Source organism: Streptomyces sp. NPDC048383 (assembly GCF_040651775.1).
Classification (GTDB): Bacteria; Actinomycetota; Actinomycetes; order Streptomycetales; family Streptomycetaceae; genus Streptomyces.
Map to the genome: position 1 here is coordinate 30,530 of NZ_JBEZKS010000001.1, position 22,853 is coordinate 53,382.

Consider the following 22,853-nt stretch of genomic DNA (forward strand, 5'->3'; position numbering starts at 1 on the left):
GCGACGGAAGCCGCCACCACGGTTGTCGTCACGACGGTCACCACCGGAACGGAAACCACCCGACGGACGGTCATCGCGGCGGAAGCCACCACGGTCACCGCCACGGTCGTCACGGTTGAAGCCACCCGACGGACGGTCGTCGCGACGGAAGCCGCCACCACGGTTGTCGTCACGACGGTCACCACCGGAACGGAAACCACCCGACGGACGGTCATCGCGGCGGAAGCCACCACGGTCGCCACCACGGCTGTCGCGGTCGCCACCGCGGTTGTCGCGGCGCTCGTAGTTGCCGCGATCGTCGCGACGCTCGACGGTGCGCTCCTGGGCGACCGGCTCGGCGACGGCGGCGACGGCTGCCGCGACCTCGGCCTCGGCTGCCTCGACGACCTCGGCGACGGCGGCCTCCGGGTCCTCACCGCGCTCGCGGGCGGAACGGGCGACGAGGCGGTCGGCCTCCTCGCGCAGTTCCACGGCGCGGCGCGACAGGCGCTCCAGCTGCTTGGTGAGGTCGGCGACCTCGCGCTCGGCCTGCTTGGCGGCGTTGTTCGCCGAGTCGGCCTGGACCTGGGTGAGCGAACGCGCACCGGTGATCTCGGCGACCTCGGGGTCGAACGCGCCGACGCCCTGGACGATGTGGCGCGAGGCGTCGACGCCCGCGTCCTCCATCAGGCGGAAGATCTGGCGACGCTGGTGCGGGAGCGCCAGCGACACGACGACACCGGACTTGCCGGCGCGGGCGGTACGGCCCGAGCGGTGCAGGTAGTCCTTGTGGTCACCGGCCGGGTCCACGTTCAGGACCAGGTCGATGCCGTCGACGTGGATGCCGCGGGCGGCGACGTCGGTCGCGACGAGCGCGTTGACGTAGCCGTCCTTGAAGTCGGCGAGGACGCGGGTGCGGGCACCCTGCGTCATGCCGCCGTGCAGCGCGTCGGCCTTCACGCCGGACTCGATGAGCTGCTCGGCGATGCGGTCGGCGCCCAGCTGGGTGCGGACGAAGATGATGGTGCGGCCCTTGCGGGCGGCGATGGCGGCCGTGACCGGCGCCTTGTCCTTCGGCTTCACGACGAGGACGTGGTGCGTCATGGTCGTGACGTTGCCCTGCGCGCTGTCGACCTCGTGCGTGACGGGGTTGGACAGGTAGCGCTTGACCAGGGTGCCGATCTCGTTCTCCATGGTGGCGGAGAAGAGCATGCGCTGGCCGCCGCCGGGGATCTGGTCGAGCAGCTCGGTGACCTCGGGCAGGAAGCCCAGGTCGGCCATCTGGTCGGCCTCGTCGAGGACCGCGATCTTGACGTTCTCCAGCGAGCAGGCGCCGCGGTTGATGATGTCGCGCAGGCGGCCGGGGGTGGCGACGAGGACGTCGACACCGCGCTCCAGGGCGTAGATCTGGTTGCTCATGGAGGTACCGCCGCAGACGACCTTCATCTTCAGGCCGAGGACGTCGCCGTAGGGCTGGAGGGCGTCCGCGACCTGCATCGCGAGCTCACGGGTCGGCGTGAGGATGATCGCGCGGGGCTTCTTCTTGTCGGTGTGACCGCCCGCCAGCAGGGCCAGGGTCGGCAGACCGAAGGAGAGCGTCTTGCCGGAGCCGGTGCGGCCGCGGCCCAGGATGTCCTTGCCGGCCAGGGCGTCCGGGATGGTCGCGGCCTGGATCGGGAAGGGGGCGGTGACGCCGTTCTGGGCGAGCTTGCGGACGATGCCGTCCGGCAGGCCCAGTTCGCCGAAGGTGATGGTGGGCTCCGCGTCGGCCTCGTCGGCGGCGTCGTCGGAGGGGGAACCGTCGGACGTCACGTCGGCCTCAAGGGCCTCGATGATCTCCTCCGCCTCGATGGCCGCCATGGCCTCGGTGACCGCGAGGGTCTCGGCGGTGACGATCTCGTCGTTGGAGTCGTTCTCGGGCATGACGGAACGGTCAGAACTGGAAATGGACATGCGAAATGCGAAACCTTCCGGAGTCTCGGCACGCGCCCAAACTCCGTGAATCGCAAATCGACCGCCTCAATGCGGTCAGCCACGGCTAGGGAGTACGCGCCACACGGCGCTCTTCGGATTCGGCGCCGGGCAATGGGATCAAACGATCTATAACCATACGCACCCTCCTGGGGGTCTGGCAAGTCGTTCCGGCAGAAACCCGTCTGACCTGGGACGATCCCACCGCAGCGTGCCTCGGGGAAGCGCCGCCGACCCACCCGGAGGCGGCGGGAACTACGACGTGCCGCCCGTCCCGGGGGTCGGGTCGGGGCCCGGGTCGACGGGCGGGGTCGGAGTGGGTTCCGTCACAGGAGGGTCGACGGGGGGATCGACCGGCGGCACGGTGGCCGACCCTCCGGAGCCCCCGGAGCCGGAACCCCCGGACCCGGAACCGGACCCCGAGCCCGAACCCGAGCCGCCCGCACCGGAGCCGCCGGAGGCCGACCCCGAGCCGGAGCCGCCGGAGCCGGAGCCGCCCGCACCGCCCGCGCCGCCCCCTGAGGGTTCCTGCGGCCCCTGGCCGCCCGCGCCGCCACCCGGACCCGCCGAGGGCGTCGGAGCGCCGGGCCGGCCGGCGGGGGCGCCCGGGCTGGGGGAGGCCCCGGCCGCACCGGAGGCCTTGCCGGGCTCGCCGGCCTTGCCGTCCCGGTTCCCGGCGGCGTCCTTCGCCCCGTGCCCGTTGCCGTGGGCCCCGGAGCCGCGCCCGGCGCCGGCGGCCGCCCCCGTACCGGCGGTGTCCTTGGCGCCGGCCGACGCGGCCGGACCGGGCTTCGCGGCGTCCTCGCCGACGCTCATGCAGCCGGCCGTCGCCGCCACGGCGAGCGCGGAGACGGCCAGTCTGAGGGAAGTGGTCAACTGGCGCACGGGGGCACCTCCGGAACACGGCGGCGGGGTCCGCGATGAGCGGGTCAAGTTGCCCAACTCCCTTTACCCCGTAAGAGACACGCCCCTTACGCGAACAGGTGCCGGGCCACCTGCGAGCCCAGGTGGACGGCGCCCAGCCCGACCAGCACCGATCCCAGGACGTTCGCCGCCGCCAGGAACGGCTCGCCACGCTCGGCCAGGCGCAGGGTCTCGTAGGAGAAGGTCGAGTACGTGCTCAGCGCCCCGCAGAGCCCCGTCCCGAGGAACAGGGACAGGCTCCGGGGAGCGGCCCCGGCCAGCACCGCCCCGGTCAGCGCGCCCAGCAGAAGGCAGGCGGCCGCGTTGACCGCGAAGGTCCCCCACGGGAAGTCGGAGCCGTGGCGCGCCTGCACGGCGCGGTCGGTCAGGTAGCGCAGCGGCGCGCCCACGGCCGCCCCCGCGATCACCCACAGCCAGTTCATCCGCGCCCCCGCCGGGCCGGGAGCCGCAGGAACCGCCTGGTCAGGGTCGCGCCGGCCAGTACGGCCGCCAGTGCCCCGACCACCGTGAGCGCGGCGTACGCGAGCGCCACCCCGGCCTCGTCGGCGTCCAGCAGTCGCGAGACGTCCAGGGCGTAGGCCGAGAAGGTGGTGAAGCCGCCGAGCACGCCGGTGCCCGCGAAAGGGCGCAGCAGCGGGTGGGCGGTGCGCCCGTCCTCGGCGATCGCCGCCATCAGTACGCCGATCAGCGCGCAGCCCAGGACGTTGATCCCCAGGGTGGTCCACGGGAAGGCCGTCGGCCCGGCGGGCCACAGCAGTGCGGCCCCGTACCGGGCGCAGGCCCCGAGCACGCCGCCGGCGGCGACGGCCGCGAGCACCGGGCCCTGGGGGCGCGCCCGTTCCCCGGGCGACCGGAGGTCGACGTCCGGGTCGACGGGGTCCGGCTCGCCGGCGGGGGCGGGTCCGCTCACCCGTAGCCCAGGGCGTGCAGCCGTTCGTCGTCGATGCCGAAGTGGTGGGCGATCTCGTGCACGACGGTCACCTCCGTCTCCGCGACCACGCTCTCCCGGTCCTCGCACATGCGCAACGTGGGGTTCCGGTAGATCGTGATGCGGTCCGGCAGCACCCCGGCGTACCACTCGCCGCGCTCGGTCAGGGGGGTCCCCTCGTAGAGCCCGAGGAGCTCGGGGTCGTCGGCCGGTGGCTCGTCCTCGACGAACACCGCCACGTTGTCCATCAGCCGCGTCAGCTCCGGCGGAATGCGGTCCAGGGCCTCTGCGACGAGCTCTTCGAACTCCTCGCGCGTCATCTCCAGCACCCGGCCATTGTCGCTCCGCGGGAAACCGTTTTGGCGATAGCTCCCCGGATCCCATATGCTTCTCACGTCCCCGACGCGCTGAGAAGTGCCCGGCGGGCCTTTAGCCCTCATCGTCTAGTGGCCCAGGACGCCGCCCTTTCAAGGCGGTAGCACGGGTTCGAATCCCGTTGGGGGTACGCATTAACTGTGTGCGAGACTTGTGCTCGCACATTGCAAGGACCTGTGGAGCAGTTGGTTAGCTCGCCACCCTGTCAAGGTGGAGGTCGCGGGTTCAAGTCCCGTCAGGTTCGCTGAGGCTGGAAACGGTCTCGTGGCTGGGTAGCTCAGTTGGTACGAGCGATCGCCTGAAAAGCGATAGGTCGCCGGTTCGACCCCGGCCCCAGCCACCAGAGGAAGGCCCCGTCCATCGGACGGGGCCTTCCGTGCGTCACCCCTCCGGTTCCGGCCGTTCCGCGCGGACCGCGCGCCGCCACCGAATCAGGCCGACGGCGGTCGCGGCCGCCACGACCAGCCCGAGCAGCGCCCGGTCCGGTACGGCGTCGGCGACGGAGCCCACCCACCGCTCCACCGCGAACGAGTCGTCCACGTCGAGCAGCCCCGGCAGCGCGCTCGCCCCGTCGTAGACGAGGAACAGGACGCCCAGGGTCAGGAAGAACAGCCCGGACAGCAGCGAGGTGGTGTGCAGTTCCAGGCGGCCCACCCGGAAGGCCCGGCCGCGCAGCCAACGCCGGCCGCCCAGGTCGAAGCGCTCCCAGAGCAGCGCCAGCAGGAACAGCGGCACGGCCATGCCCAGCGCGTACACCGCCAGCAGCAGGCCCCCGTAGACCGGGCTGCCACCGACCGCCGCCACCGTGAGGACGCTGCCCAGGATCGGACCGGCGCAGAAGCCGGCCAGCCCGTAGACCGCGCCGAGGGCGTACACCGACAGGGCGGTGGTCGGGCGGATCCGGCCGGACAGTTCGGCGAGCCGCTTCGGGGCGAAGCCGAGGCCGAGGATCTGGGCGAGGCCGAGCGCGATGATCAACCAGCCGCCGGCGAGCACCAGGGCGTCCCGGTTCTGGTGGAAGAACCGCCCCGCGTACGAACCGGCCGCGCCCAGCGGTACGAGGGTGCTCGCGAGGCCCGCGTAGAAGATCCCGGTGCGCGCGAGGAGCCGGGAGCGGGAGTCGATCGAGTACGCGAAGAAGGCGGGCAGCAGCAGCGCGCTGCACGGGCTGAGCAGGGCGAGGAGGCCGCCCAGCAGGGCGGCCAGGTATCCGATGCCGGTCACCGGCCCGCCGCCGCCTCGGTCTTCGTCGCCTCGGTCTTCGCCGCGGCGATCGCGGCCCGGAAGGCGTCGATGGGCTGCGCCCCGGCGATCGGGCGGCCGTTGACGAGGAAGGACGGGGTGGAGCTGACGCCGATGCGGTAGCCCTCGTCCTGGTCCTTCTTCAGGGCGGCGGCGGCCTCCTCGCCGGCCATGTCCCGCTTGAACCGCTCCAGGTCGGGGACCCCGGCCTCGCGGGCCAGCTCCATCAGGCGCGCCCCGGCGAAGCCGGCCTCCTTGGCGCCGTCGGCGTACGCGGCCCGGTGGAAGGCGGCGAAGCGGTCCTGCCGGCCGGCGGCCCAGGCGGCCTTGGCGGCGGCCTCGGACTCGGCGCCGAAGATCGGGAAGTTGCGCCACTCGATGCGCAGGGTGCCGTCCTCCACGTACTTCTTCACCAGTTCGGGTTCGGTGTCGCGGGCGAACTTGCCGCAGTAGCCGCACCGGAAGTCGGAGTACTCGATGAGCACGACGGGGGCGTCGGCGCGACCGGTCGCGAGCTTGTCGGCGCCGTCGCGGCGGGCCAGGGCAAGCAGTTCCGGGGCGACGTCCGTACGGGGTCCGGCGTGGGCGGAGGCCGCGGGGGCTTCGGCGGAGGTGTCGCGGGACCTGTCGTCGGGGGCGGTGGCCTGCCAGGAGACCAGGCCGAGGGTGATCGCGGCGACGGCCACGCCGGCCGCGGCGAACAGGGGCGTGCGGGAGGGGCGGGGGGAACGGGCGGGGGAAGGCATGCGGGTGCTCCAGGAGTACGGGTGGGGTGGGACCGGCGGGCGGCCCCTCCTAGATCCGCATCACCGAGAGCTCCACCGGACCCGGCGCGGGCCGGTCGGGCCCGCGTACGGGGCCCCGTACGGGCATCGTGCCGTGCGGCCGGCCCTCCTCGGGCGCGGGCCGGGCCGCCGGGAGCGGCGCGTGGTCCTGCCCGGCGCGCGGCGGGAGGGCCGGGGTCCGGCCGGTGTCGGGGGAGCCGGGGGCGCAGGACGGCCCGCGGGGCCCGGCGGGGTCGGCCAGGGCGGCGGCCGGGATCACGCGCGGGTCGACGGAGGCGCCGGCCGACCGGACGGCTGCCCCGGCCCCCGCACCCGGTACGGCCGGAACCGGAACCGCGCGCCCCGGCGGCGGCGCGGCCGCAGCCGGTGTCACCGCGGGGAACAGCACCGCGAGGACGGCCGCCAACAGGCAGCACACGCGGTGGCGGCGGGACAAGGTGGGCTGCCTCTCACTCGTACGGCCGGGGGACTCGTCCCGAAATGGTACGGGGAGGCCCACAAATGCGTTCGCCGGCCGGAGGCCGCAGGTGAGATCCTCGATCAGGTATGTCTACTTCCTTCGCCGCCCTGCAGACGCTTCTCGGTGAGATCTCCCTCCGTGACGCGCACCGCCTCGGCCGCCGCCTTGAGGGCGCCCGCCGCATCCGCAAGCCCGAGGCCCAGCAGGCCGTGCTCGACGAGATCGCCGCGGAGGCCGCGAAGGCCGCCGAGCGGCTCGTCGGCCGTGCCTCCCGGATGCCGGAGGTCACGTATCCCGAGAACCTTCCCGTCAGCCAGAAGAAGGACGAGATCGCCGAGGCGATACGCGACCACCAGGTCGTGATCGTCGCCGGCGAGACCGGCTCCGGCAAGACCACGCAGATCCCCAAGATCTGCATGGAGCTGGGCCGTGGCGTCCGGGGCATGATCGGGCACACCCAGCCCCGCCGGATCGCGGCCCGCACGGTCGCGGAGCGGATCGCCGAGGAGCTGAAGTCCGAGATCGGGCAGACCGTCGGTTGGAAGGTCCGGTTCACCGACCAGGTGAACCCGGACGCCACCTACGTGAAGCTGATGACCGACGGCATCCTGCTCGCCGAGATCCAGACCGACCGCGAACTGCGCGCCTACGACACGATCATCATCGACGAGGCCCACGAGCGGTCCCTGAACATCGATTTCCTGCTGGGCTACCTGGCCCGGCTGCTGCCGAAGCGTCCCGACCTGAAGGTCGTGATCACCTCGGCGACCATCGACCCGCAACGGTTCTCCCGGCACTTCGGGGACGCGCCGATCATCGAGGTCAGCGGCCGTACGTATCCGGTGGAGGTGCGCTACCGCCCGCTCCTCGAAGAGGATTCCGAGGACAGCGACCGCGACCAGATCACCGCGATCTGCGAAGCCGTCGACGAACTGCAGTCCGAGGGGCCGGGCGACGTCCTCGTCTTCCTCTCCGGCGAACGGGAGATCCGCGACACCGCGGACGCCCTGGAGAAGCGCAAGCTACGCCTGACGGAGGTCCTCCCCCTCTACGCGCGCCTCTCGCACGCCGAGCAGCACCGGGTCTTCCAGCAGCACACCGGCCGCCGGATCGTCCTCGCGACGAACGTCGCCGAGACCTCGCTGACCGTGCCCGGCATCAAGTACGTCATCGATCCGGGCACCGCCCGCATCTCGCGCTACAGCCACCGCACCAAGGTGCAGCGGCTGCCCATCGAGCGGATCTCCCAGGCCAGCGCGAACCAGCGCAAGGGCCGGTGCGGTCGTACCAGCGACGGCATCTGCATCCGCTTGTACTCGGAGGACGACTTCCTCTCCCGTCCGGAGTTCACGGACGCCGAGATCCTGCGCACCAACCTGGCCTCCGTGATCCTGCAGATGACCGCTGCCGGGTTGGGCGAGATCGAGAAGTTCCCCTTCATCGACCCGCCGGACCACCGCAACATCCGCGACGGCGTGCAGCTGCTCCAGGAGCTGGGCGCCTTCGACCCGGCGGAGAAGGACCCGCGCAAGAAGCTGACGCCGATGGGGCGCCAGCTCTCGCAGCTGCCGGTGGACCCGCGGCTGGCCCGCATGGTGGTCGAGGCCGACAAGAACAACTGCGTCCGCGAGGTCATGGTCATCGCGGCGGCCCTGTCGATCCAGGACCCGCGCGAGCGGCCCTCGGACAAGCAGACCCAGGCCGACCAGAACCACGCCCGCTTCAAGGACGAGACCAGCGACTTCCTCTCGTACCTGAACATGTGGCGCTACGTCCGCGAGCAGCAGAAGGAGCGCGGCTCCTCCTCCTTCCGCCGGATGTGCAAGCAGGAGTACCTGAACTTCCTGCGGATCCGCGAGTGGCAGGACATCTACACGCAGCTGCGCACGGTCGCCCGCTCGATGGGCATCCACGTCAACGAGGCGGACGCGCCGGAGCAGCACGTCCACATCTCGCTGCTGGCCGGCCTGCTCTCGCACATCGGCCTGAAGGACACCGACAAGAACGAGTACCTGGGCGCCCGGTCCGCGAAGTTCGCGGTCTTCCCCGGTTCCTCGCTGTTCAAGAAGCAGCCGAAGTTCCTGATGTCGGCCGAACTGGTGGAGACCTCGCGGCTGTGGGCGCGGGTGAACGCGAAGGTGGAGCCCGAGTGGGTGGAGCCGCTCGCGCAGCACCTCATCAAGCGCACCTACAGCGAGCCGCACTGGGAGAAGGACCAGGCGGCCGTGATGGCGTACGAGAAGGTCACGCTGTACGGCGTACCGATCGTCGCCCAGCGGAAGATCAACTACGGCCGGATCGACGCCGAGGTCTCGCGCGAGCTCTTCATCCGCAACGCGCTGGTCGAGGGTGACTGGCGCACGCACCACAAGTTCTACGCCGACAACCGGAAGCTGCTGACCGAGGTCGAGGAGCTGGAGAACCGGGCCCGGCGCCGCGACATCGTGGTGGACGACGAGACCCTCTTCGACTTCTACGACCGGCGCATCCCGGACCACGTGGTGTCGGGGGCGCACTTCGACTCCTGGTGGAAGCACAAGAAGCGGGAGGAGCCCGAACTCCTCGACTTCGAGCGCGAGATGCTGCTGACCGAGAAGGCGGCCGGGGTCACCAAGGCCGACTACCCGGACAGCTGGCGGCAGGGGCCGTTGAAGTTCCGGGTGACCTACCAGTTCGAGCCGGGCGCGGACGCGGACGGCGTGACCGTGCACGTCCCGCTCCAGGTGCTGAACCAGGTCACCGACGAGGGCTTCGACTGGCAGATCCCGGGCCTGCGCGAGGAGGTCGTCACCGAGCTGATCCGCTCGCTGCCGAAGCCGATCCGCCGGCACTACGTGCCCGCGCCGAACTTCGCGACGCGCTTCCTGGACACGGTCGTGCCGTTGCAGGAGCCGCTGCCGGTGACGCTGGCGCGCGAGCTGCACCGGATGGTCGGGGTGCCGGTCTCGGCCGACGACTTCGACCTGACCCGGATCCCCGACCACCTGAAGATCACCTTCCGGATCGTCGACGAACGACGCAAGAACCTCGCCGAGGACAAGGACCTGGAGGCCCTGCGGCTGCGCCTGAAGCCCAAGGCCCGCCAGGCCCTGTCCCAGGCCGCGGCGGCCACCGCCGAGCGGGCGGGCGGGGAGTCCCTGGAGCGGTCCGGGCTGACCGACTGGACGATCGGCACCCTGACGAAGATCTTCGAGACCCGTCGCGCCGGCCAGCCGGTGAAGGCGTACCCGGCGCTGGTGGACGAGGGGACGACCGTCTCCGTACGGCTCTTCGACACCGAGGCCGAGCAGCGGCGGGCGATGTGGCTGGGCACGCGGAAGCTGATCCTGCTGAACATCCCGGTGAACCCGGCGAAGTTCGCCTCGGACAAGCTCAGCAACCAGCAGAAGCTGGCCCTTTCGCGGAACCCGCACGGCTCCATCCAGGCGCTGTTCGACGACTGCGCGACGGCCGCCGCCGACAAGCTGATCGCGGACCACGGCGGCCCGGCCTGGGACGAGGCGGGCTTCCGCAGGCTCTACGACGCGGTACGGGCCGACCTGGTGGACACGACCGTACGGACGGTGGGCCAGGTGCAGCAGGTGCTGGCCGCCTGGCAGGCCTGCGAGCGGCGGCTGAAGGCGACCAACAGCCTGGCCCTGATGGCCAACGTCGCCGACGTGAAGGCCCAGCTGGCCGCGCTCGTACCGGCCGGCTTCGTGACGCTCACCGGCCTGCGCCGGCTGCCGGACCTGATGCGCTACCTGGTGGCGGCGGACCGGCGGCTCCAGCAAATGCCCACGGGCGCCCAGCGCGACACCACGCGCATGGAGAAGGTCCACGAGATGCGGGACGAGTACCTGTGGCTCCTGGAGCAGCTCCCCCAGGGCCGGCCGGTCCCGGAGGAGGTCACCGAGATCCGCTGGATGCTGGAGGAACTCCGGGTCTCCTACTTCGCGCACGCGCTCGGAACGGCGTACCCGATCTCGGACAAGAGGATCGTGAAGGCGGTCGACGCCCTCGCTCCGTGAGCGGGTTAGACCCCACCCCCTGAGCTGCTGTACAGTGGCGTTCGCAGCCGAGAAAAGCGGCCGCGAACGAGGACCTGTGGAGCAGTTGGTTAGCTCGCCACCCTGTCAAGGTGGAGGTCGCGGGTTCAAGTCCCGTCAGGTTCGCAGAAACGTCAGGGCCCGTATCCCCTCAGGGGATACGGGCCCTGACGCGTTTCCCGACGCGTTTCGCGGTGCCGCTTCGGCGGGCGCTTCCGGGCGGAGTTCGGCTCCGACTCCGGGCGGGCCCCGAGTCGGACCCGCGCCATGATCATTGGGCGGCCGCCGAAGCCGCTGAAGGCCCCCAGGAGGGGCCGGCACCCCCTAGCGGCCCCTCAACCCCTCGCCGCCCCCGCGAAGCCCCCAGCGGGCCGCCTGCGCGGCCCGGTCCGCGCGCGGCCCGCGCGGGGCGGTTGCCCCTCCCCGGTCGAGGCGCTCTGCGGCGGACATCCCCTTACGGGCGCAATGCCGGATGTACAAGAGTGATCAACTGTGACGGGAGTCACCGCACGAGTTTTTGAGACGCGCACGTTTATCGCACACCTACGCCCGCTCGATTTAATATGTGCAATGGCACCTACCTCGTCGGACCCCGCACGCCCCGACGATTCCACCCCTGCGGGCATAAAAAAGATCGCGCTGGACCCGGCGGAGTCCAGCGCGATCGAACGGCAATGAGGCTGTTGGGGCAGCCTCAACCGTCTGAAGCGTTGTGGGTTTCATCGGATTGGGGGACCCGATACATACCCGTTAAAGCGGTGGTACTACTGCGCGACCTCAGGCCTCGCTGCGCTGCTGCGGAATTCCCGCGAGCAGTGCGCGAACCTCAGCCTCGCGATAACGGCGGTGTCCACCCAGGGTGCGGATGGACGTGAGCTTGCCAGCCTTGGCCCAGCGGGTGACCGTCTTCGGGTCCACGCGGAACATCGTGGCAACCTCAGCCGGGGTCAGCAGCGGCTCGGCATCAGGGGTGCGAGCGGTCATGAGCGGCCTCCTCGGGAGAACCGAACCATCTCGGTTCTTTCCTCTAAATTCTGCACCTTGGCCCGCGTTGCCCGAAATGGACATACGCAGGCCGAGTCGGTTATAGGACGAACGGCTTGTCCTCGGCACTACAACTACACCATCCGTCCAGCCCCAAGGGCCAAACCGATGGAATTGCCCTCCGAGGTGTTCATCAGCGGCGGAAGCCGATGGACCGCCCCATAGCGGACAGTCACCCCACTGTGACGATCAGTCACAGGGCGATCGGGAGTCGTCAGACCCCCCATAGAGTGCAATACCGAGCATTCCGCCCTTAGTTGGACGGAAGGAACCCTCCCCGGACTCCTTGTCCTATTTTGGCACGAGGGTAGGGGAAGGGCGCAAGGGTGTAGATAGTGCGGTCCGTCACCCTTGGGCCAATGGCCCGTATCGGGACGTAGGTCCTGGAACTAAGACCCCAATGTGCCGATCAAGGCCCTGATCTGCACCTTGTGGCCGATCGGCCGATACGACCGATACGGGTGATACGCCCAGGGCCCGGCGCGGGCCTCCCGACGGGGGTGGCGAAGGACACCCTGCCAGGTGGATCAGTTCGCGAACAGTCTTTCCCTGACCGACCGCCAGCGCTGGGCCAGTTCGCCGTACACCTCAGAGGCGCCCTCCCGGTCGCCGGCCCGCAGCGCGTCCATCCCGGCCGCGAGGTCGCGGGCGGAGCGGTCGTCGGCGAGGTCGTCAGCCGGCAGCGCGTGCAGCAGCCCCCCGTAATCCAGTTCGACCATCGACCGCGGATGGAACTCCTCCAGCCAGCTCCCGACCTCCACCAACCCCTCGGCCAGCGGCGCGTACCCCTCCGCCTGCCGCAGGGTCCGCAGCCCCCGGGCCAGCCGGCGGCGGGCCTGCACCATCGGCGTCCGGTACCGCAGCCGTTCGCCCGGCACGTACTCCCGCTCCTCGTCGCCGACCAACACGAACCAGCGCAGCGGAACCTGCCACACCCCCGTACGGATCCACGGCCGCGCGTCCGGGTTCCGCTCGCGCCACTCCTCGTACTCCGCCGCCGCCCGCTCGCGCGCAGACGCCGGTAGCGCCGCGTCCAGCACCGGCGGCGGGAACGACTCCGTCAGCTCCCGGAGGGCCAGCCAGCCGCGCAGCCGGGTGCGCCACGGACAGACCAGGACCACCCCGTCCCGCTCGGCCGTGAACGCGTCAGCGCTCTCGTGCGCCGGCACCCCCACCACCGGGACGCGGACCAAGTCCACCAGCGAGCGGCGCAGTTCGTCCTGCGCCGTCGCCACCACCCCACGCCGGACGTAGTCCGCCCAGTGCGCCCGCTCGGGTTCCGAGAAGGCCGCCAATGGCTCGTAGACACGCAGGTAGGAGGCGTACGGGACGATCGGTACGGGGCGGGCCGAGGGCGGCCGCACTTCGGGGGATTCGCTCACGCTGTCGTACCTCCCCGTTTTCCGGGCTCCCTCACCTCCGGGGCGCCCGCGGCCCGAACGGCGGCGCCCGCGACCCTCCGCGCGCGGCCCGGAACCCCTCGTTCCGTACGGTTCCCGACAGGCCCGCGGGGCCGGTGTGACACGGGAGTGTTCCGATCCCCGGACAGGCCCTTCCCGGGCGACCCACAGGTCTTACGCTGCTCCCAGCGCGCCCTCCCCCACCCGCAGGGCGGGCGTCTTTCCGCCGCATCTCTTCCATGGGAGTCACCACCGTGACCGAAATGACCGACGGCGTCCTGCACACCCTGTTCCGCACGGAACAGGGCGGCCACGAGCAAGTCGTGCTGTGCCAGGACCGAGCCTCAGGCCTCAAGGCCGTCATCGCGATCCACTCCACCGCCCTGGGCCCCGCCCTCGGCGGCACGCGCTTCCACGCGTACGCCTCCGACGAGGAGGCCGTCCTCGACGCGCTGAACCTCGCGCGCGGCATGTCGTACAAGAACGCCCTCGCCGGTCTCGACCTCGGCGGCGGCAAGGCCGTGATCATCGGCGACCCGAGCGCCCTCAAGAGCGAGGAACTGCTGCTGGCCTACGGCCGGTTCGTGGAATCGCTCGGCGGTCGCTACGTGACCGCATGCGACGTCGGCACGTACGTCGCCGACATGGACGTCGTCGCCCGCGAGACCCGCTGGGCCACCGGCCGCTCCCCCGAGAACGGCGGCGCCGGCGACTCTTCGGTCCTCACCGCCTACGGCGTCTTCCAGGGCATGCGCGCCAGCGCACAGCACCTGTGGGGCGACCCGACGCTGCGCGGCCGCAAGGTCGGCGTCGCCGGTGTCGGCAAGGTCGGCCGGCACCTGGTGGAGCACCTGCTGGAGGACGGCGCCGAGGTCGTCATCACCGACGTCCGCGCGGAGTCCGTCCAGGAGATCCTCGACAAGCACCCCGGCGGCAAGGTCACCTCGGTCGCCGACACGGACGCCCTGATCCGCACCCCGGGTCTGGACATCTACGCCCCGTGCGCCCTCGGTGGCGCGCTGAACGACGAGTCCGTCCCGGTGCTCACCGCCACCGTCGTGTGCGGCGCGGCGAACAACCAGCTGGCCCACCCGGGCGTCGAGAAGGACCTCGCCGACCGCGGGATCCTCTACGCGCCGGACTACGTGGTGAACGCGGGCGGTGTCATCCAGGTCGCCGACGAGCTGCACGGCTTCGACTTCGACCGCTGCAAGGCCAAGGCCTCGAAGATCTTCGACACCACCCTGGCCATATTCACACGTGCGAAGGCCGACGGGATCCCGCCGGCCGCCGCGGCCGACCGGATCGCCGAGCAGCGGATGTCCGAGGCGCTCGCGGCCCGCGCCGCCGCCCGGGCAGGCGGCGCGCGTACGGCGTAGTAACCCCGAATGGGGGCCCGTCGGGGTGCGGCGAGACGGAACTCACTGCACTTCGGCGGGTCGCCCGCCAGGAAAGGGTTAAAATCGCAGCTGACCAGCGAGTACGGGGTGTCCCGCTGGTTCTGCACCGGGGCGCGTCATGCGGGCGGCGTACCGTATGGCCGCGGAAGCAGGTACCGTTAAACCCCTACGGACGGTCTCTCCACGGAGAGCCCGCTCCGAACCATGAACGCGTGTCAGACTCTGGGGCCGTCGAGCCCCGTCACCGAGGGGGTCGAGCCATGGGGCGCGGCCGGGCCAAGGCCAAGCAGACAAAGGTCGCCCGCCAGCTGAAGTACAACAGCGGCGGGACTGACCTCTCGCGTCTGGCCAATGAGCTGGGCGCATCGCCGACAGAGCCGCTGCCTATCAGCGCGCCGGTCGAAGTCGATGACGATCAGGACGATGACGACGACGACCCGTACGCCAAGTACGCGGCTCTGTACAACAGCGATGACGACGACGACGAGGACGAAGAGTCCGGTCCGTCGGCGCACCGTCGCGGGGCTTGACGCGCAGGAACTCCTGCACAGCGGCGTCCGAGTCGGCTGACATACATCGAAACCCGGTCCGGGGCATGGCCCCGGACCGGGTTTCAGTGCTGCTCAGACAGCGTAGGAGCCGGTGAGGGTCGCGCCCTCGGTGTGGTCGCCGCGGTCCAGGATCTCGCCCGCGACCCAGGCGTCGAGGCCCCGGTCGGCGAGGGCGGTCAGGGCCACGTCCACCGACTCCTGCGGGACGACGGCCATCATGCCGACGCCCATGTTCAGGGTCTTCTCCAGCTCCAGCCGCTCGACCTTGCCGGCCCGGCCGACCAGGTCGAAGATCGCGCCCGGGGCCCAGGTCGTACGGTCGACGGTGGCGTGCAGGTGGTCCGGGATGACTCGGGCCAGGTTGGCCGCGAGGCCGCCGCCGGTGATGTGCGAGTACGCGTGGACCTCGGCCGTACGGGTGAGCGCCAGGCAGTCCAACGAGTAGATCTTGGTCGGCTCCAGGAGTTCCTCGCCGAGGGTCCGGCCGAGTTCCTCGACGTGCTGCTCCAGGGACATTCCGGCCCCGTCGAAGAGGACGTGGCGGACCAGCGAGTACCCGTTCGAGTGAAGGCCGGACGAGGCCATCGCGATGACGGCGTCCCCCGTACGGATGCGGTCCGCGCCCAGGAGGCGGTCGTACTCGACCACGCCGGTGCCCGCGCCCGCCACGTCGAAGTCGTCCGGGCCGAGCAGGCCGGGGTGTTCGGCGGTCTCGCCGCCGACCAGGGAGCAGCCGGCGAGGACGCAGCCCTCGGCGATGCCCTTGACGATGGCCGCGACACGCTCGGGGTGGACCTTGCCGACGCAGATGTAGTCCGTCATGAAGAGCGGCTCGGCGCCGCACACGACGATGTCGTCCATGACCATCGCGACCAAGTCGTGGCCGATCGTGTCGTAGACGCCCATCCGGCGGGCGATGTCCACCTTGGTGCCCACCCCGTCGGTGGCGGAGGCCAGCAGGGGACGCTCGTAGCGCTTGAGGGCGGAGGCGTCGAAGAGGCCGGCGAAGCCGCCGAGGCCGCCGAGGACCTCGGGGCGCTGCGTCTTCTTCACCCACTCCTTCATCAGCTCGACGGCGCGGTCGCCCGCTTCGATGTCCACGCCCGCGGCTGCGTAGCTGGCACCGGTGGTCTTCTCTGTCATGACAGGAGAGAGCTTTCGTGTCGTTACTGCGGGTGGTGCGGGGCCCCGGGAGAAGCTTGAAAGACAGGGCCCCGCGCAGGTTGAGCGGGCCGCGCGGGGGATCCGGCTACGGGCGGCGCAGCGCGTCGGCGGCGTCCTTGCCGCCGGCCAGCTCGGTCTCCAGGAGCTGCTTGCCCAGGAGCTGCGGGTCGGGCAGCTCCATCGGGTACTCGCCGTCGAAGCACGCGCGGCAGAGGTTGGGCTTCTGGATGGTGGTCGCCTCGATCATCGTGTCGAGCGCGATGTACGAGAGCGAGTCCGCGCCCATGGAGGTGGCGATCTCGTCGACCGTCATGCCGTTGGCGATCAGCTCGGCCCGGGTGGCGAAGTCGATGCCGAAGAAGCACGGCCACTTCACGGGCGGGGAGGAGATCCGGATGTGGACCTCGGCCGCGCCGGCCTCGCGGAGCATCTTGACCAGGGCGCGCTGGGTGTTGCCGCGGACGATCGAGTCGTCGACGACCACCAGGCGCTTGCCCCGGATGACTTCCTTGAGGGGGTTGAGCTTGAGCCGGATGCCGAGCTGGCGGATCGTCTGCGAGGGCTGGATGAAGGTCCGGCCGACGTAGGCGTTCTTGACCAGGCCCACTCCGAACGGAATTCCGCTCGCCTCGGCGTAGCCGACGGCGGCGGGCGTGCCGGATTCCGGCGTCGCTATCACCAGGTCGGCGTCGACGGGGGCTTCCTTGGCCAGGCGCCGGCCCATCTCGACCCGCGAGAGGTAGACGTTGCGGCCCGCGATGTCGGTGTCCGGGCGCGCCAGGTAGACGTACTCGAAGACACAGCCCTTGGGCTTCGCTTCCGCGAAGCGCGAGGTGCGCAGGCCGTTCTCGTCGATCGCGATGAGCTCGCCCGGCTCGACCTCGCGGACGAAGCTGGCGCCGCAGATGTCGAGGGCGGCGGTCTCGCTCGCGACCACCCAGCCGCGCTCCAGGCGGCCGAGGACCAGCGGGCGGATGCCCTGCGGGTCACGGGCGGTGTAGAGGGTCCCCTCGTCCATGAAGACGAGGGAGAAGGCGCCCTTGACCTTCGGGAGGACCTTGGTGGCCGACTCCTCGATCGTCAGCGGCTTGCCGTCCTCGTCGGTCTGCCCCGCGAGCAGGGCGGTGACCAGGTCGGTGTCGTTGGTGGCCGCCACCTGGGTGGCGCGGCCGTCCTGACGGGGGAGGTCGGCGACCATCTCGGCGAGTTCGGCGGTGTTCACCAGGTTGCCGTTGTGACCCAGGGCGATGGAGCCGTGGGCGGTCGCGCGGAAGGTCGGTTGGGCGTTCTCCCAGACGGAGGCTCCGGTGGTCGAGTAGCGGGCGTGACCGACCGCGATATGACCTTGGAGCGAGCCGAGAGAGGTTTCGTCGAAGACTTGGGAAACGAGGCCCATGTCCTTGAAGACGAGGATCTGGGAACCGTTGCTCACAGCGATGCCCGCGGACTCTTGTCCGCGGTGCTGCAGTGCATACAGTCCGAAGTAGGTGAGCTTGGCGACCTCTTCACCCGGAGCCCAGACACCGAAGACGCCGCAAGCGTCCTGGGGGCCCTTCTCACCGGGGAGCAGGTCGTGGTTGAGTCGTCCATCACCACGAGGCACGCTCCGAGTGTAGGCGAGATCGACCACCGGTCCGAATTGAGAAGGACCCAAAAAAGTCACAGTGCGGACAGTCGGGTAACCCCTGCGGAGGGTGACCGCGAAAACCGCTGTGACGTGGGCCTTCTCCGGTCGTCTCGACATCCGGAATGCCCTGGTTGACAGGTGCCTGTGGGTTCGTACAAGGTTCCGACTCATGCAGCCTTCCGGTGACCGCTCCGTCACCCTCGTCGAGCGCCGACACGTGGACCTGGTCCGTGTCGCCAGCGCCATCTGTCGCGGCTGCGCGTAGGCATCGCCGCGCGCCGCGGCGCGCGTGTTCCCTCCTTCCGGCTCCTCCCGTCGCACCGACCGCTGTTGTGACGCCGCGCGCCGACCCCTTCCGCTCTGCCTTCCCGTCCTGACCGAGCCCGCCCCGCCGTGCCGTGCGCCGTCCCGCGCCGCCCCGGGCAGGCCGGTCGGCCATGCCTTGGAGTACCTGTGTCTTCGTACGAATCGAACCTGTCCCGGCGTGCCTTCGGCGGCGCGGTCGGGGTGAGCGCGGCCGCCGCCGCGGTGGGGCTGGGCGCGGGCCCGGCCGCGGCCGCCGGGGCGGAGCACGCCGGACCCGAGGAGCGGGAGTTCAGGGCCGCCCGGGGGCGGAGGTCGAGGCGCCCGAACGTCCTGTTCATCCTGGGTGACGACCTCGGCTGGTCGGACCTGTCCTCGTACGGTTCGCCCCACATCAAGACCCCGAACCTGGACCGTCTCGCCCGCCAGGGCGTGCGGTTCACCGACGCCTACTCGGGCTCCGCGACCTGCTCGCCGACCCGCTTCAGCCTGTACACCGGGCGCTACCCGGCCCGTACGAAGGGCGGGCTGGCCGAGCCGATCGCCGACAAGTCGGTGGGGCTGGAGCCGACGCACCCGACGCTGGCCTCGCTGCTGAAGGAGTCGGGGTACGCCACGGCGCTGATCGGCAAGTGGCACGCGGGGTACCTGCCGGACTACAGCCCGACCCGGTCGGGCTGGGACGAGTTCTTCGGGAACTTCGGCGGGGCGCTGGAGTACTACTCGAAGCTGGGTCTGGGCGGCGAGTACGACCTGTACGAGGGCGACGCCGAGTACAAGGACCTGCGGTACTACACGAAGGTGCTGACCGAGCGGGCGAGCGAGTACGTCTCCCGCGACCACGACGGCAAGCCGTGGCTGCTGAACCTCAACTTCACCACCCCGCACTGGCCGTGGATCGCCGAGGGGGACACGAAGGAGAGCGCCGAGATCGTCCGGCGGATCAAGGCGGGCGACGGGCGGGCGCTGTGGCACCAGGACGGCGGTTCGGTCGAGAAGTACAAGCAGTTGGTGGAGGACCTGGACCGGTCGATCGGTGAGGTGCTCAGGGCGCTGAAGCGCTCCGGGCAGGAGGACAACACGGTGGTCGTGTTCTCCAGCGACAACGGCGGCGAGCGGTTCTCGTACAACTGGCCGCTGTCGGGCAACAAGGCCTCGCTCCAGGAGGGCGGGATCCGGGTGCCGAACATCCTGCGCTGGCCGGCCCGGGTGGACGGCGGCCAGGTCAGCCACGTCCCGGTGTTCAGCCCGGACTGGACGGCGACGCTGCTGGAGCTGGCCGGTACCCGCCCGCACCGCGCGTACCCGCTGGACGGGGTGAGCCTGGCCGGGTACCTGCTGCGGGGCGAGGAGCCGGCCGAGCGGGACATCTTCTGGCGGGTGCGCGGGGAGCGGGCGCTGCGGCGCGGCGAATGGAAGTACTACCGGGGCAGGTCGGGCCGGGACCAGCTGTTCAACCTGGCCGGGGACATCAGGGAGCAGGCCGACAAGGCGGCCGTGGAGCCGGCCCGGCTGGCGCAGCTGCGGGCGGCGTGGGAGAAGACCGACGCGGGCCTGCTGCCGTACCCGGCCTGAGCCACCGGGCGGGGCGCCGGGCGGGGCGGCGGGCCGTCACTCGACGGCCGTGACCGCCTTGGCGCCGAGACCCTTGCCGTCGGGGGCCGTGAGGGTGAGGGAGGTGCCCTGGACCTTCCAGGCGAGCGGGCCGCTGCCGAGCAGGGCGGTCAGCGCCCGCTCGACCTCGCCGGTCGGTCCCGCGCAGGCCATCCGGGTCGCGGTGAGCGGCCCGAAGGTGAGCGAGGGGCCGTCGACGGTGGCGGGCGCGCTGAACCGGTTGCAGCCGAGGTTGCCGCTCGCGGCGCCGTCGGCGGCGAGCGTGAACCGGGCCCGGCCCGCCGCCTCGGGGGCGAGGGAGGACACGCTCTGCCCGTCGATCAGGGAGTCGACGCTCCAGTGGGTCGCGACGAGGGGGGCGTCGGGGACCGGGGGCTTGGAGCTCATGGCGATGGTGCTCCCGTCGGCGGTCTTCAGGGTCAGCCGGTCGGGGCCGCGGTCGAGGGTGAGGCGGCCGGTGAGCAGTTTCGCGAAGGCCGTCTCGAACTCCATGTTCTCGCAGGCCATCGTGGTGCTCTGGCCGGGCGTGACGATGAGGACGGAGGCGCCGTCGCGGGCGATCCGGGCCGTGAAGCCGTTGCAGCCGTAGTTGCCGGTGGCCTCGTCGGGGCCGAGGTCGACGCGGGCGGCGGCGGGCGCGTGCAGGGTCCGGCCGCCGGTGGTCAGGGACTCGACGGCCCAGGAGCCCGTGGGGTCGGGGAGCGGGTCGGAACCGCTCTGCGCGGACTGGCCGCAGGCGGCGAGGCCGAGGAGGGCCAGGCCGGTCGTGAGGTGCCTGAGGGTACGCATGCTCCTGGGACGGGCCGGGCGGCCGGACGGTTCCCCCGGCCCGCCGGGTCAGCTCATCAGCGGGAGCAGGGCCGCCAGGTCGGCGCGTTCCCCACTGGCGCTGACCCGCGCGGAGTCCAGGGCCTCGGCCCAGCCGGTGCGGCCGGTGGCGAGCCGGATCCAGGTGAGCGGGTCGGTCTCCACCACGTTGGGCGGGGTACCGCGGGTGTGGCGGGGACCGGCGACGCACTGGACCACCGCGAACGGCGGGATCCGTACCTCCACCGAGCCGCCGGGTGCCTTGACCGCGAGCGCGTCGGCGAGCAGCCGGGTGCAGGCGGCCAGCGCCTGCCGGTCGAGGGGGATGTCCAGGCCGACGGCCCGGTTCAGGTCGTCGGTGTGGACGACCAGCTCGACGGTGCGGGTGACGAGGAAGTCGGCGAGGGTCATGTCGCCGATCCACAGGTCCAGCACCCGGCTGCCCGCGTTGCGTTCCAGCTGCGCGGCCAGTCGGGCGGCGGCCGTCTCGTACAGCTCGGGCAGCGGGGCGCCGTCCAGGGTTTCGCGGGCGGCCTCGGAGATCTTCCCGGCGAGGGAGGCGGTGGCGAAGGGCCATTCGACGGCGGGGAGTTCGGCGACGGCGGCGGGTGGCCGGGCCAGGCCGGCCGCGAGCGAGTCGGCGATCCAGGCGACGTGGGCGGCGAGGTCGGCCACGGTCCAGTCGCCGAGCCCGCTGGACCGGGCGAGCTGCTCCGGCGTCAGGCCCCGTACGGCTGCGGCGACGTGCCCGAACTGCGTGGTGACGGCCGTACGGATCCTGGCGGGGTCGTACGTGCGCGGCTTCTTCTTCCCAGGCGGCATGGGCCGACCCTACTCGGGGGCCGGCCCCGCGGGCCGGGAGGCGTCAGTCGCCGCCGCAACCCCCGCCGCAGCCGCTGCCGCAACTGCTCCCGCAGCCGCCGGAGGAGCCGCAGCCCCCGGAGGACGACGCGGAGCGCTCCTCGCGGCGGCGCGCGGCCCGCTCCTCGCGCCGCTGGGCGTACGAGGCGCCGGCCGGTCGCCACGGGCGCAGACCGTGGCGGCGGAACGGCATGAGGGGGGCGGCCGTGTACCGGGTGACGACGCGGCCGTCGTGGGTGTTGACGGCGTACTCCAGGACGACCTCGGCGCCTTCGCGGGGCACGCCGTACAGCAGGGCCTCGTACGGTTCGGCGTCCGGGTCGATGTCGTGGTGCTCGGCGCGCAGCCGCTCCGACGGGCCGCCCACGAGGATGCGGCCGGGGCCGGCGGAGTAGCTGTCGTCGAAGCGGTTGCGGAAGGCGACCAGCGGCGGGGCGGTGGGGGTCCGGGCGTCGGGGAGGATCCAGACCGTGTCCGCGGAGCGGCGGACGCCGACGCGCAGCACGGGCTGCGGGCCAGGGTGGAGCCGGCGGGCGGCGCCGCCGGCCGTGACGCCGCGGCCGAGCAACGGGGTGCCGGGGACGAGCAGCAGCAGGGCGAGGACCTGTTGCCCGGTGGCGTCGTAGGGCTGTCCCGGGGGCGCGTTGAGGTCCTGGGCGAGGGCGGTCAGGAGCAGGGCCGCCGCGAGCGCGCAGAGCGGGGCGCCGGTCAGGAGCATCGTGCGGCCGCGGGTGCGGTGGCTGTCCGGGAGGCCGGCCGGCAGCGGACTCCGGGCGTCGCCGGCCGCCTCCAGGATCAGGGCCCGCTGGATCCCGCGGGAGCGCAGCCGCAGCAGGGCGCCGGTGAGGGCGAGGACGGAGACGACGAGGATCAGCCCCGCGCCGGCGCGGCCGGCGGCGTCGTCCGGGGCGAGTTCGCCGAGGACGAGGACCGCGTCCAGGGCGATGAGCGGCGCGGCGACGGCGGTGGCACCGGGCAGGAACCGGTACCAGGCGGGGAGGGCCAGCAGCAGGACGGCCGCCGGGTAGCCGGCCCATTCGGTGCCGACGGAGGTGTCCTCGGGGGTGTTCCAGGCGAGCAGGACGACCGCGCACAGGATCAGGGGCAGGAGGATCCAGCCTCCGGCGACGGGTCCGAGGACGGCGGGGACGCGGGCCGCGAGCCAGCGTTCGGCGTCGGCGGCCTTCCATGCGGGGGCGCCGCCCACGGGTATGGCCGTGGGCGGCAGGTACTTGACGAAGTCACTCACGGCGTCAGTATGCGGACGCCCCCCGTGGGCGCGGATGCCGGGCGTGCCACGGAATCGCTACGGCCGGATCGCCCGGCCGGCTCCGGCGTCGAAGGTCTCGCCCCCGGCCGGGACGTCGACGCCGCGCCGGGGCAAGGGCAG

20 protein-coding genes and 4 tRNA genes are annotated in these 22,853 nt (G+C 71.7%); 9 read left to right on the top strand and 15 right to left on the bottom strand.

Translation table 11 applies throughout. From position 1 onward, the window contains the following. From AB0D46_RS00130 to AB0D46_RS00150, 5 genes are all read right to left on the bottom strand, one after another. A partial coding sequence (locus AB0D46_RS00130; protein ID WP_362874968.1) for a DEAD/DEAH box helicase occupies positions 1-1,932 on the bottom strand: 1,932 nt, incomplete at its 3' end. Between the two features lie 273 nt (positions 1,933-2,205). Continuing rightward, a complete protein-coding gene (locus AB0D46_RS00135) occupies positions 2,206-2,835 on the bottom strand; it encodes a hypothetical protein (RefSeq protein ID WP_362874969.1) in 630 nt (209 codons plus the stop codon). An 86-nt stretch (positions 2,836-2,921) separates the two neighbouring features. Further along, positions 2,922-3,296 (bottom strand): fluoride efflux transporter CrcB, encoded by a 375-nt coding sequence (gene crcB / locus AB0D46_RS00140; RefSeq protein WP_362874970.1) that lies wholly within the window; start codon positions 3,294-3,296, stop codon positions 2,922-2,924. Then, entirely contained in the window at positions 3,293-3,784 is a 492-nt protein-coding gene (locus tag AB0D46_RS00145) for a CrcB family protein (protein ID WP_362874971.1), read from the bottom strand. The genes crcB and AB0D46_RS00145 overlap by 4 nt, the downstream gene beginning before the upstream one ends. Further along, complete coding sequence (locus tag AB0D46_RS00150; protein ID WP_030225620.1) at positions 3,781-4,131, bottom strand: metallopeptidase family protein; 351 nt, start codon at positions 4,129-4,131, stop codon at positions 3,781-3,783. The genes AB0D46_RS00145 and AB0D46_RS00150 overlap by 4 nt, the downstream gene beginning before the upstream one ends. 103 nt (positions 4,132-4,234) lie before the next feature. Between AB0D46_RS00150 and AB0D46_RS00155 the strand changes: the two genes are divergently transcribed. The 3 genes from AB0D46_RS00155 (at position 4,235) to AB0D46_RS00165 (ending at position 4,520) form a co-directional block, all read left to right on the top strand. Beyond that, positions 4,235-4,307, top strand: a tRNA-Glu gene (locus tag AB0D46_RS00155). A 40-nt stretch (positions 4,308-4,347) separates the two neighbouring features. Then, positions 4,348-4,421, top strand: a tRNA-Asp gene (locus tag AB0D46_RS00160). A gap of 22 nt (positions 4,422-4,443) precedes the next feature. Beyond that, a tRNA-Phe gene (locus AB0D46_RS00165) sits at positions 4,444-4,520 on the top strand. A gap of 38 nt (positions 4,521-4,558) precedes the next feature. On the opposite strand, the gene AB0D46_RS00170 is transcribed toward AB0D46_RS00165, so the two are convergent. The 3 genes from AB0D46_RS00170 to AB0D46_RS00180 are packed head-to-tail and all read right to left on the bottom strand — an operon-like array spanning position 4,559 to position 6,640. After that, positions 4,559-5,401, bottom strand: coding sequence for a cytochrome c biogenesis CcdA family protein (locus AB0D46_RS00170; RefSeq protein ID WP_362874972.1), 843 nt, complete (start codon positions 5,399-5,401; stop codon positions 4,559-4,561). After that, a complete protein-coding gene (locus AB0D46_RS00175; RefSeq protein ID WP_362874973.1) occupies positions 5,398-6,165 on the bottom strand; it encodes a thioredoxin domain-containing protein in 768 nt (255 codons plus the stop codon). Before AB0D46_RS00175 ends, AB0D46_RS00170 begins: the two co-directional genes overlap by 4 nt. Before the next feature lie 49 nt (positions 6,166-6,214). Further along, a complete protein-coding gene (locus AB0D46_RS00180) occupies positions 6,215-6,640 on the bottom strand; it encodes a hypothetical protein (protein ID WP_362874974.1) in 426 nt (141 codons plus the stop codon). A gap of 110 nt (positions 6,641-6,750) precedes the next feature. Here AB0D46_RS00180 and hrpA point away from each other — a divergent pair, with 110 nt between their 5' ends. Together hrpA and AB0D46_RS00190 are read left to right on the top strand one after the other, a co-directional pair. Beyond that, positions 6,751-10,674 (top strand): ATP-dependent RNA helicase HrpA, encoded by a 3,924-nt coding sequence (hrpA, locus tag AB0D46_RS00185; RefSeq protein ID WP_362874975.1) that lies wholly within the window; start codon positions 6,751-6,753, stop codon positions 10,672-10,674. 70 nt (positions 10,675-10,744) lie between these two features. Beyond that, a tRNA-Asp gene (locus AB0D46_RS00190) sits at positions 10,745-10,818 on the top strand. A 651-nt stretch (positions 10,819-11,469) separates the two neighbouring features. Here AB0D46_RS00190 and bldC read toward each other — a convergent pair. Next, positions 11,470-11,676 carry a developmental transcriptional regulator BldC gene (gene bldC, locus AB0D46_RS00195; RefSeq protein WP_003949541.1) on the bottom strand — a complete coding sequence of 69 codons (207 nt, stop codon included), beginning with the start codon at positions 11,674-11,676 and terminating at the stop codon, positions 11,470-11,472. 587 nt (positions 11,677-12,263) lie between these two features. Continuing rightward, entirely contained in the window at positions 12,264-13,118 is an 855-nt protein-coding gene (locus AB0D46_RS00200; protein ID WP_362874976.1) for a hypothetical protein, read from the bottom strand. Positions 13,119-13,375: 257 nt separating this feature from the next. On the opposite strand from AB0D46_RS00200, the gene AB0D46_RS00205 reads away from it, so the two are divergent. Beyond that, positions 13,376-14,515, top strand: coding sequence for a Glu/Leu/Phe/Val dehydrogenase dimerization domain-containing protein (locus tag AB0D46_RS00205; RefSeq protein WP_362874977.1), 1,140 nt, complete (start codon positions 13,376-13,378; stop codon positions 14,513-14,515). Between the two features lie 281 nt (positions 14,516-14,796). Next, the gene (locus AB0D46_RS00210) at positions 14,797-15,066 is read left to right on the top strand and encodes a DUF3073 domain-containing protein (RefSeq protein WP_362874978.1); all 270 of its coding nucleotides are present in this window, start codon (positions 14,797-14,799) and stop codon (positions 15,064-15,066) included. A gap of 93 nt (positions 15,067-15,159) precedes the next feature. On the opposite strand, the gene purM is transcribed toward AB0D46_RS00210, so the two are convergent. Together purM and purF are read right to left on the bottom strand one after the other, a co-directional pair. Beyond that, positions 15,160-16,230: a phosphoribosylformylglycinamidine cyclo-ligase gene (gene purM / locus AB0D46_RS00215; RefSeq protein WP_362874979.1), complete on the bottom strand. Its 1,071-nt coding sequence runs from the start codon at positions 16,228-16,230 to the stop codon at positions 15,160-15,162. Between the two features lie 106 nt (positions 16,231-16,336). Then, positions 16,337-17,854: an amidophosphoribosyltransferase gene (gene purF, locus AB0D46_RS00220; RefSeq protein WP_362874980.1), complete on the bottom strand. Its 1,518-nt coding sequence runs from the start codon at positions 17,852-17,854 to the stop codon at positions 16,337-16,339. 193 nt (positions 17,855-18,047) lie between these two features. On the opposite strand from purF, the gene AB0D46_RS00225 reads away from it, so the two are divergent. Next, positions 18,048-18,143 carry a putative leader peptide gene (locus AB0D46_RS00225; RefSeq protein ID WP_362874981.1) on the top strand — a complete coding sequence of 32 codons (96 nt, stop codon included), beginning with the start codon at positions 18,048-18,050 and terminating at the stop codon, positions 18,141-18,143. Positions 18,144-18,331: 188 nt separating this feature from the next. Beyond that, complete coding sequence (locus AB0D46_RS00230; RefSeq protein WP_362874982.1) at positions 18,332-19,756, top strand: sulfatase-like hydrolase/transferase; 1,425 nt, start codon at positions 18,332-18,334, stop codon at positions 19,754-19,756. A 36-nt stretch (positions 19,757-19,792) separates the two neighbouring features. Here the strand turns inward: AB0D46_RS00230 and AB0D46_RS00235 are convergent, their stop codons facing one another. Genes AB0D46_RS00235 through AB0D46_RS00245 form a run of 3 tightly spaced genes read right to left on the bottom strand, consistent with a single transcriptional unit; the run spans position 19,793 to position 22,712 of the window. Continuing rightward, positions 19,793-20,584 (bottom strand): META domain-containing protein, encoded by a 792-nt coding sequence (locus tag AB0D46_RS00235; RefSeq protein ID WP_362874983.1) that lies wholly within the window; start codon positions 20,582-20,584, stop codon positions 19,793-19,795. A gap of 48 nt (positions 20,585-20,632) precedes the next feature. Beyond that, entirely contained in the window at positions 20,633-21,424 is a 792-nt protein-coding gene (locus AB0D46_RS00240; protein WP_362874984.1) for a sterol carrier family protein, read from the bottom strand. Between the two features lie 43 nt (positions 21,425-21,467). Continuing rightward, a complete protein-coding gene (locus AB0D46_RS00245; RefSeq protein WP_362874985.1) occupies positions 21,468-22,712 on the bottom strand; it encodes a hypothetical protein in 1,245 nt (414 codons plus the stop codon). Positions 22,713-22,853 lie beyond the last annotated feature (141 nt).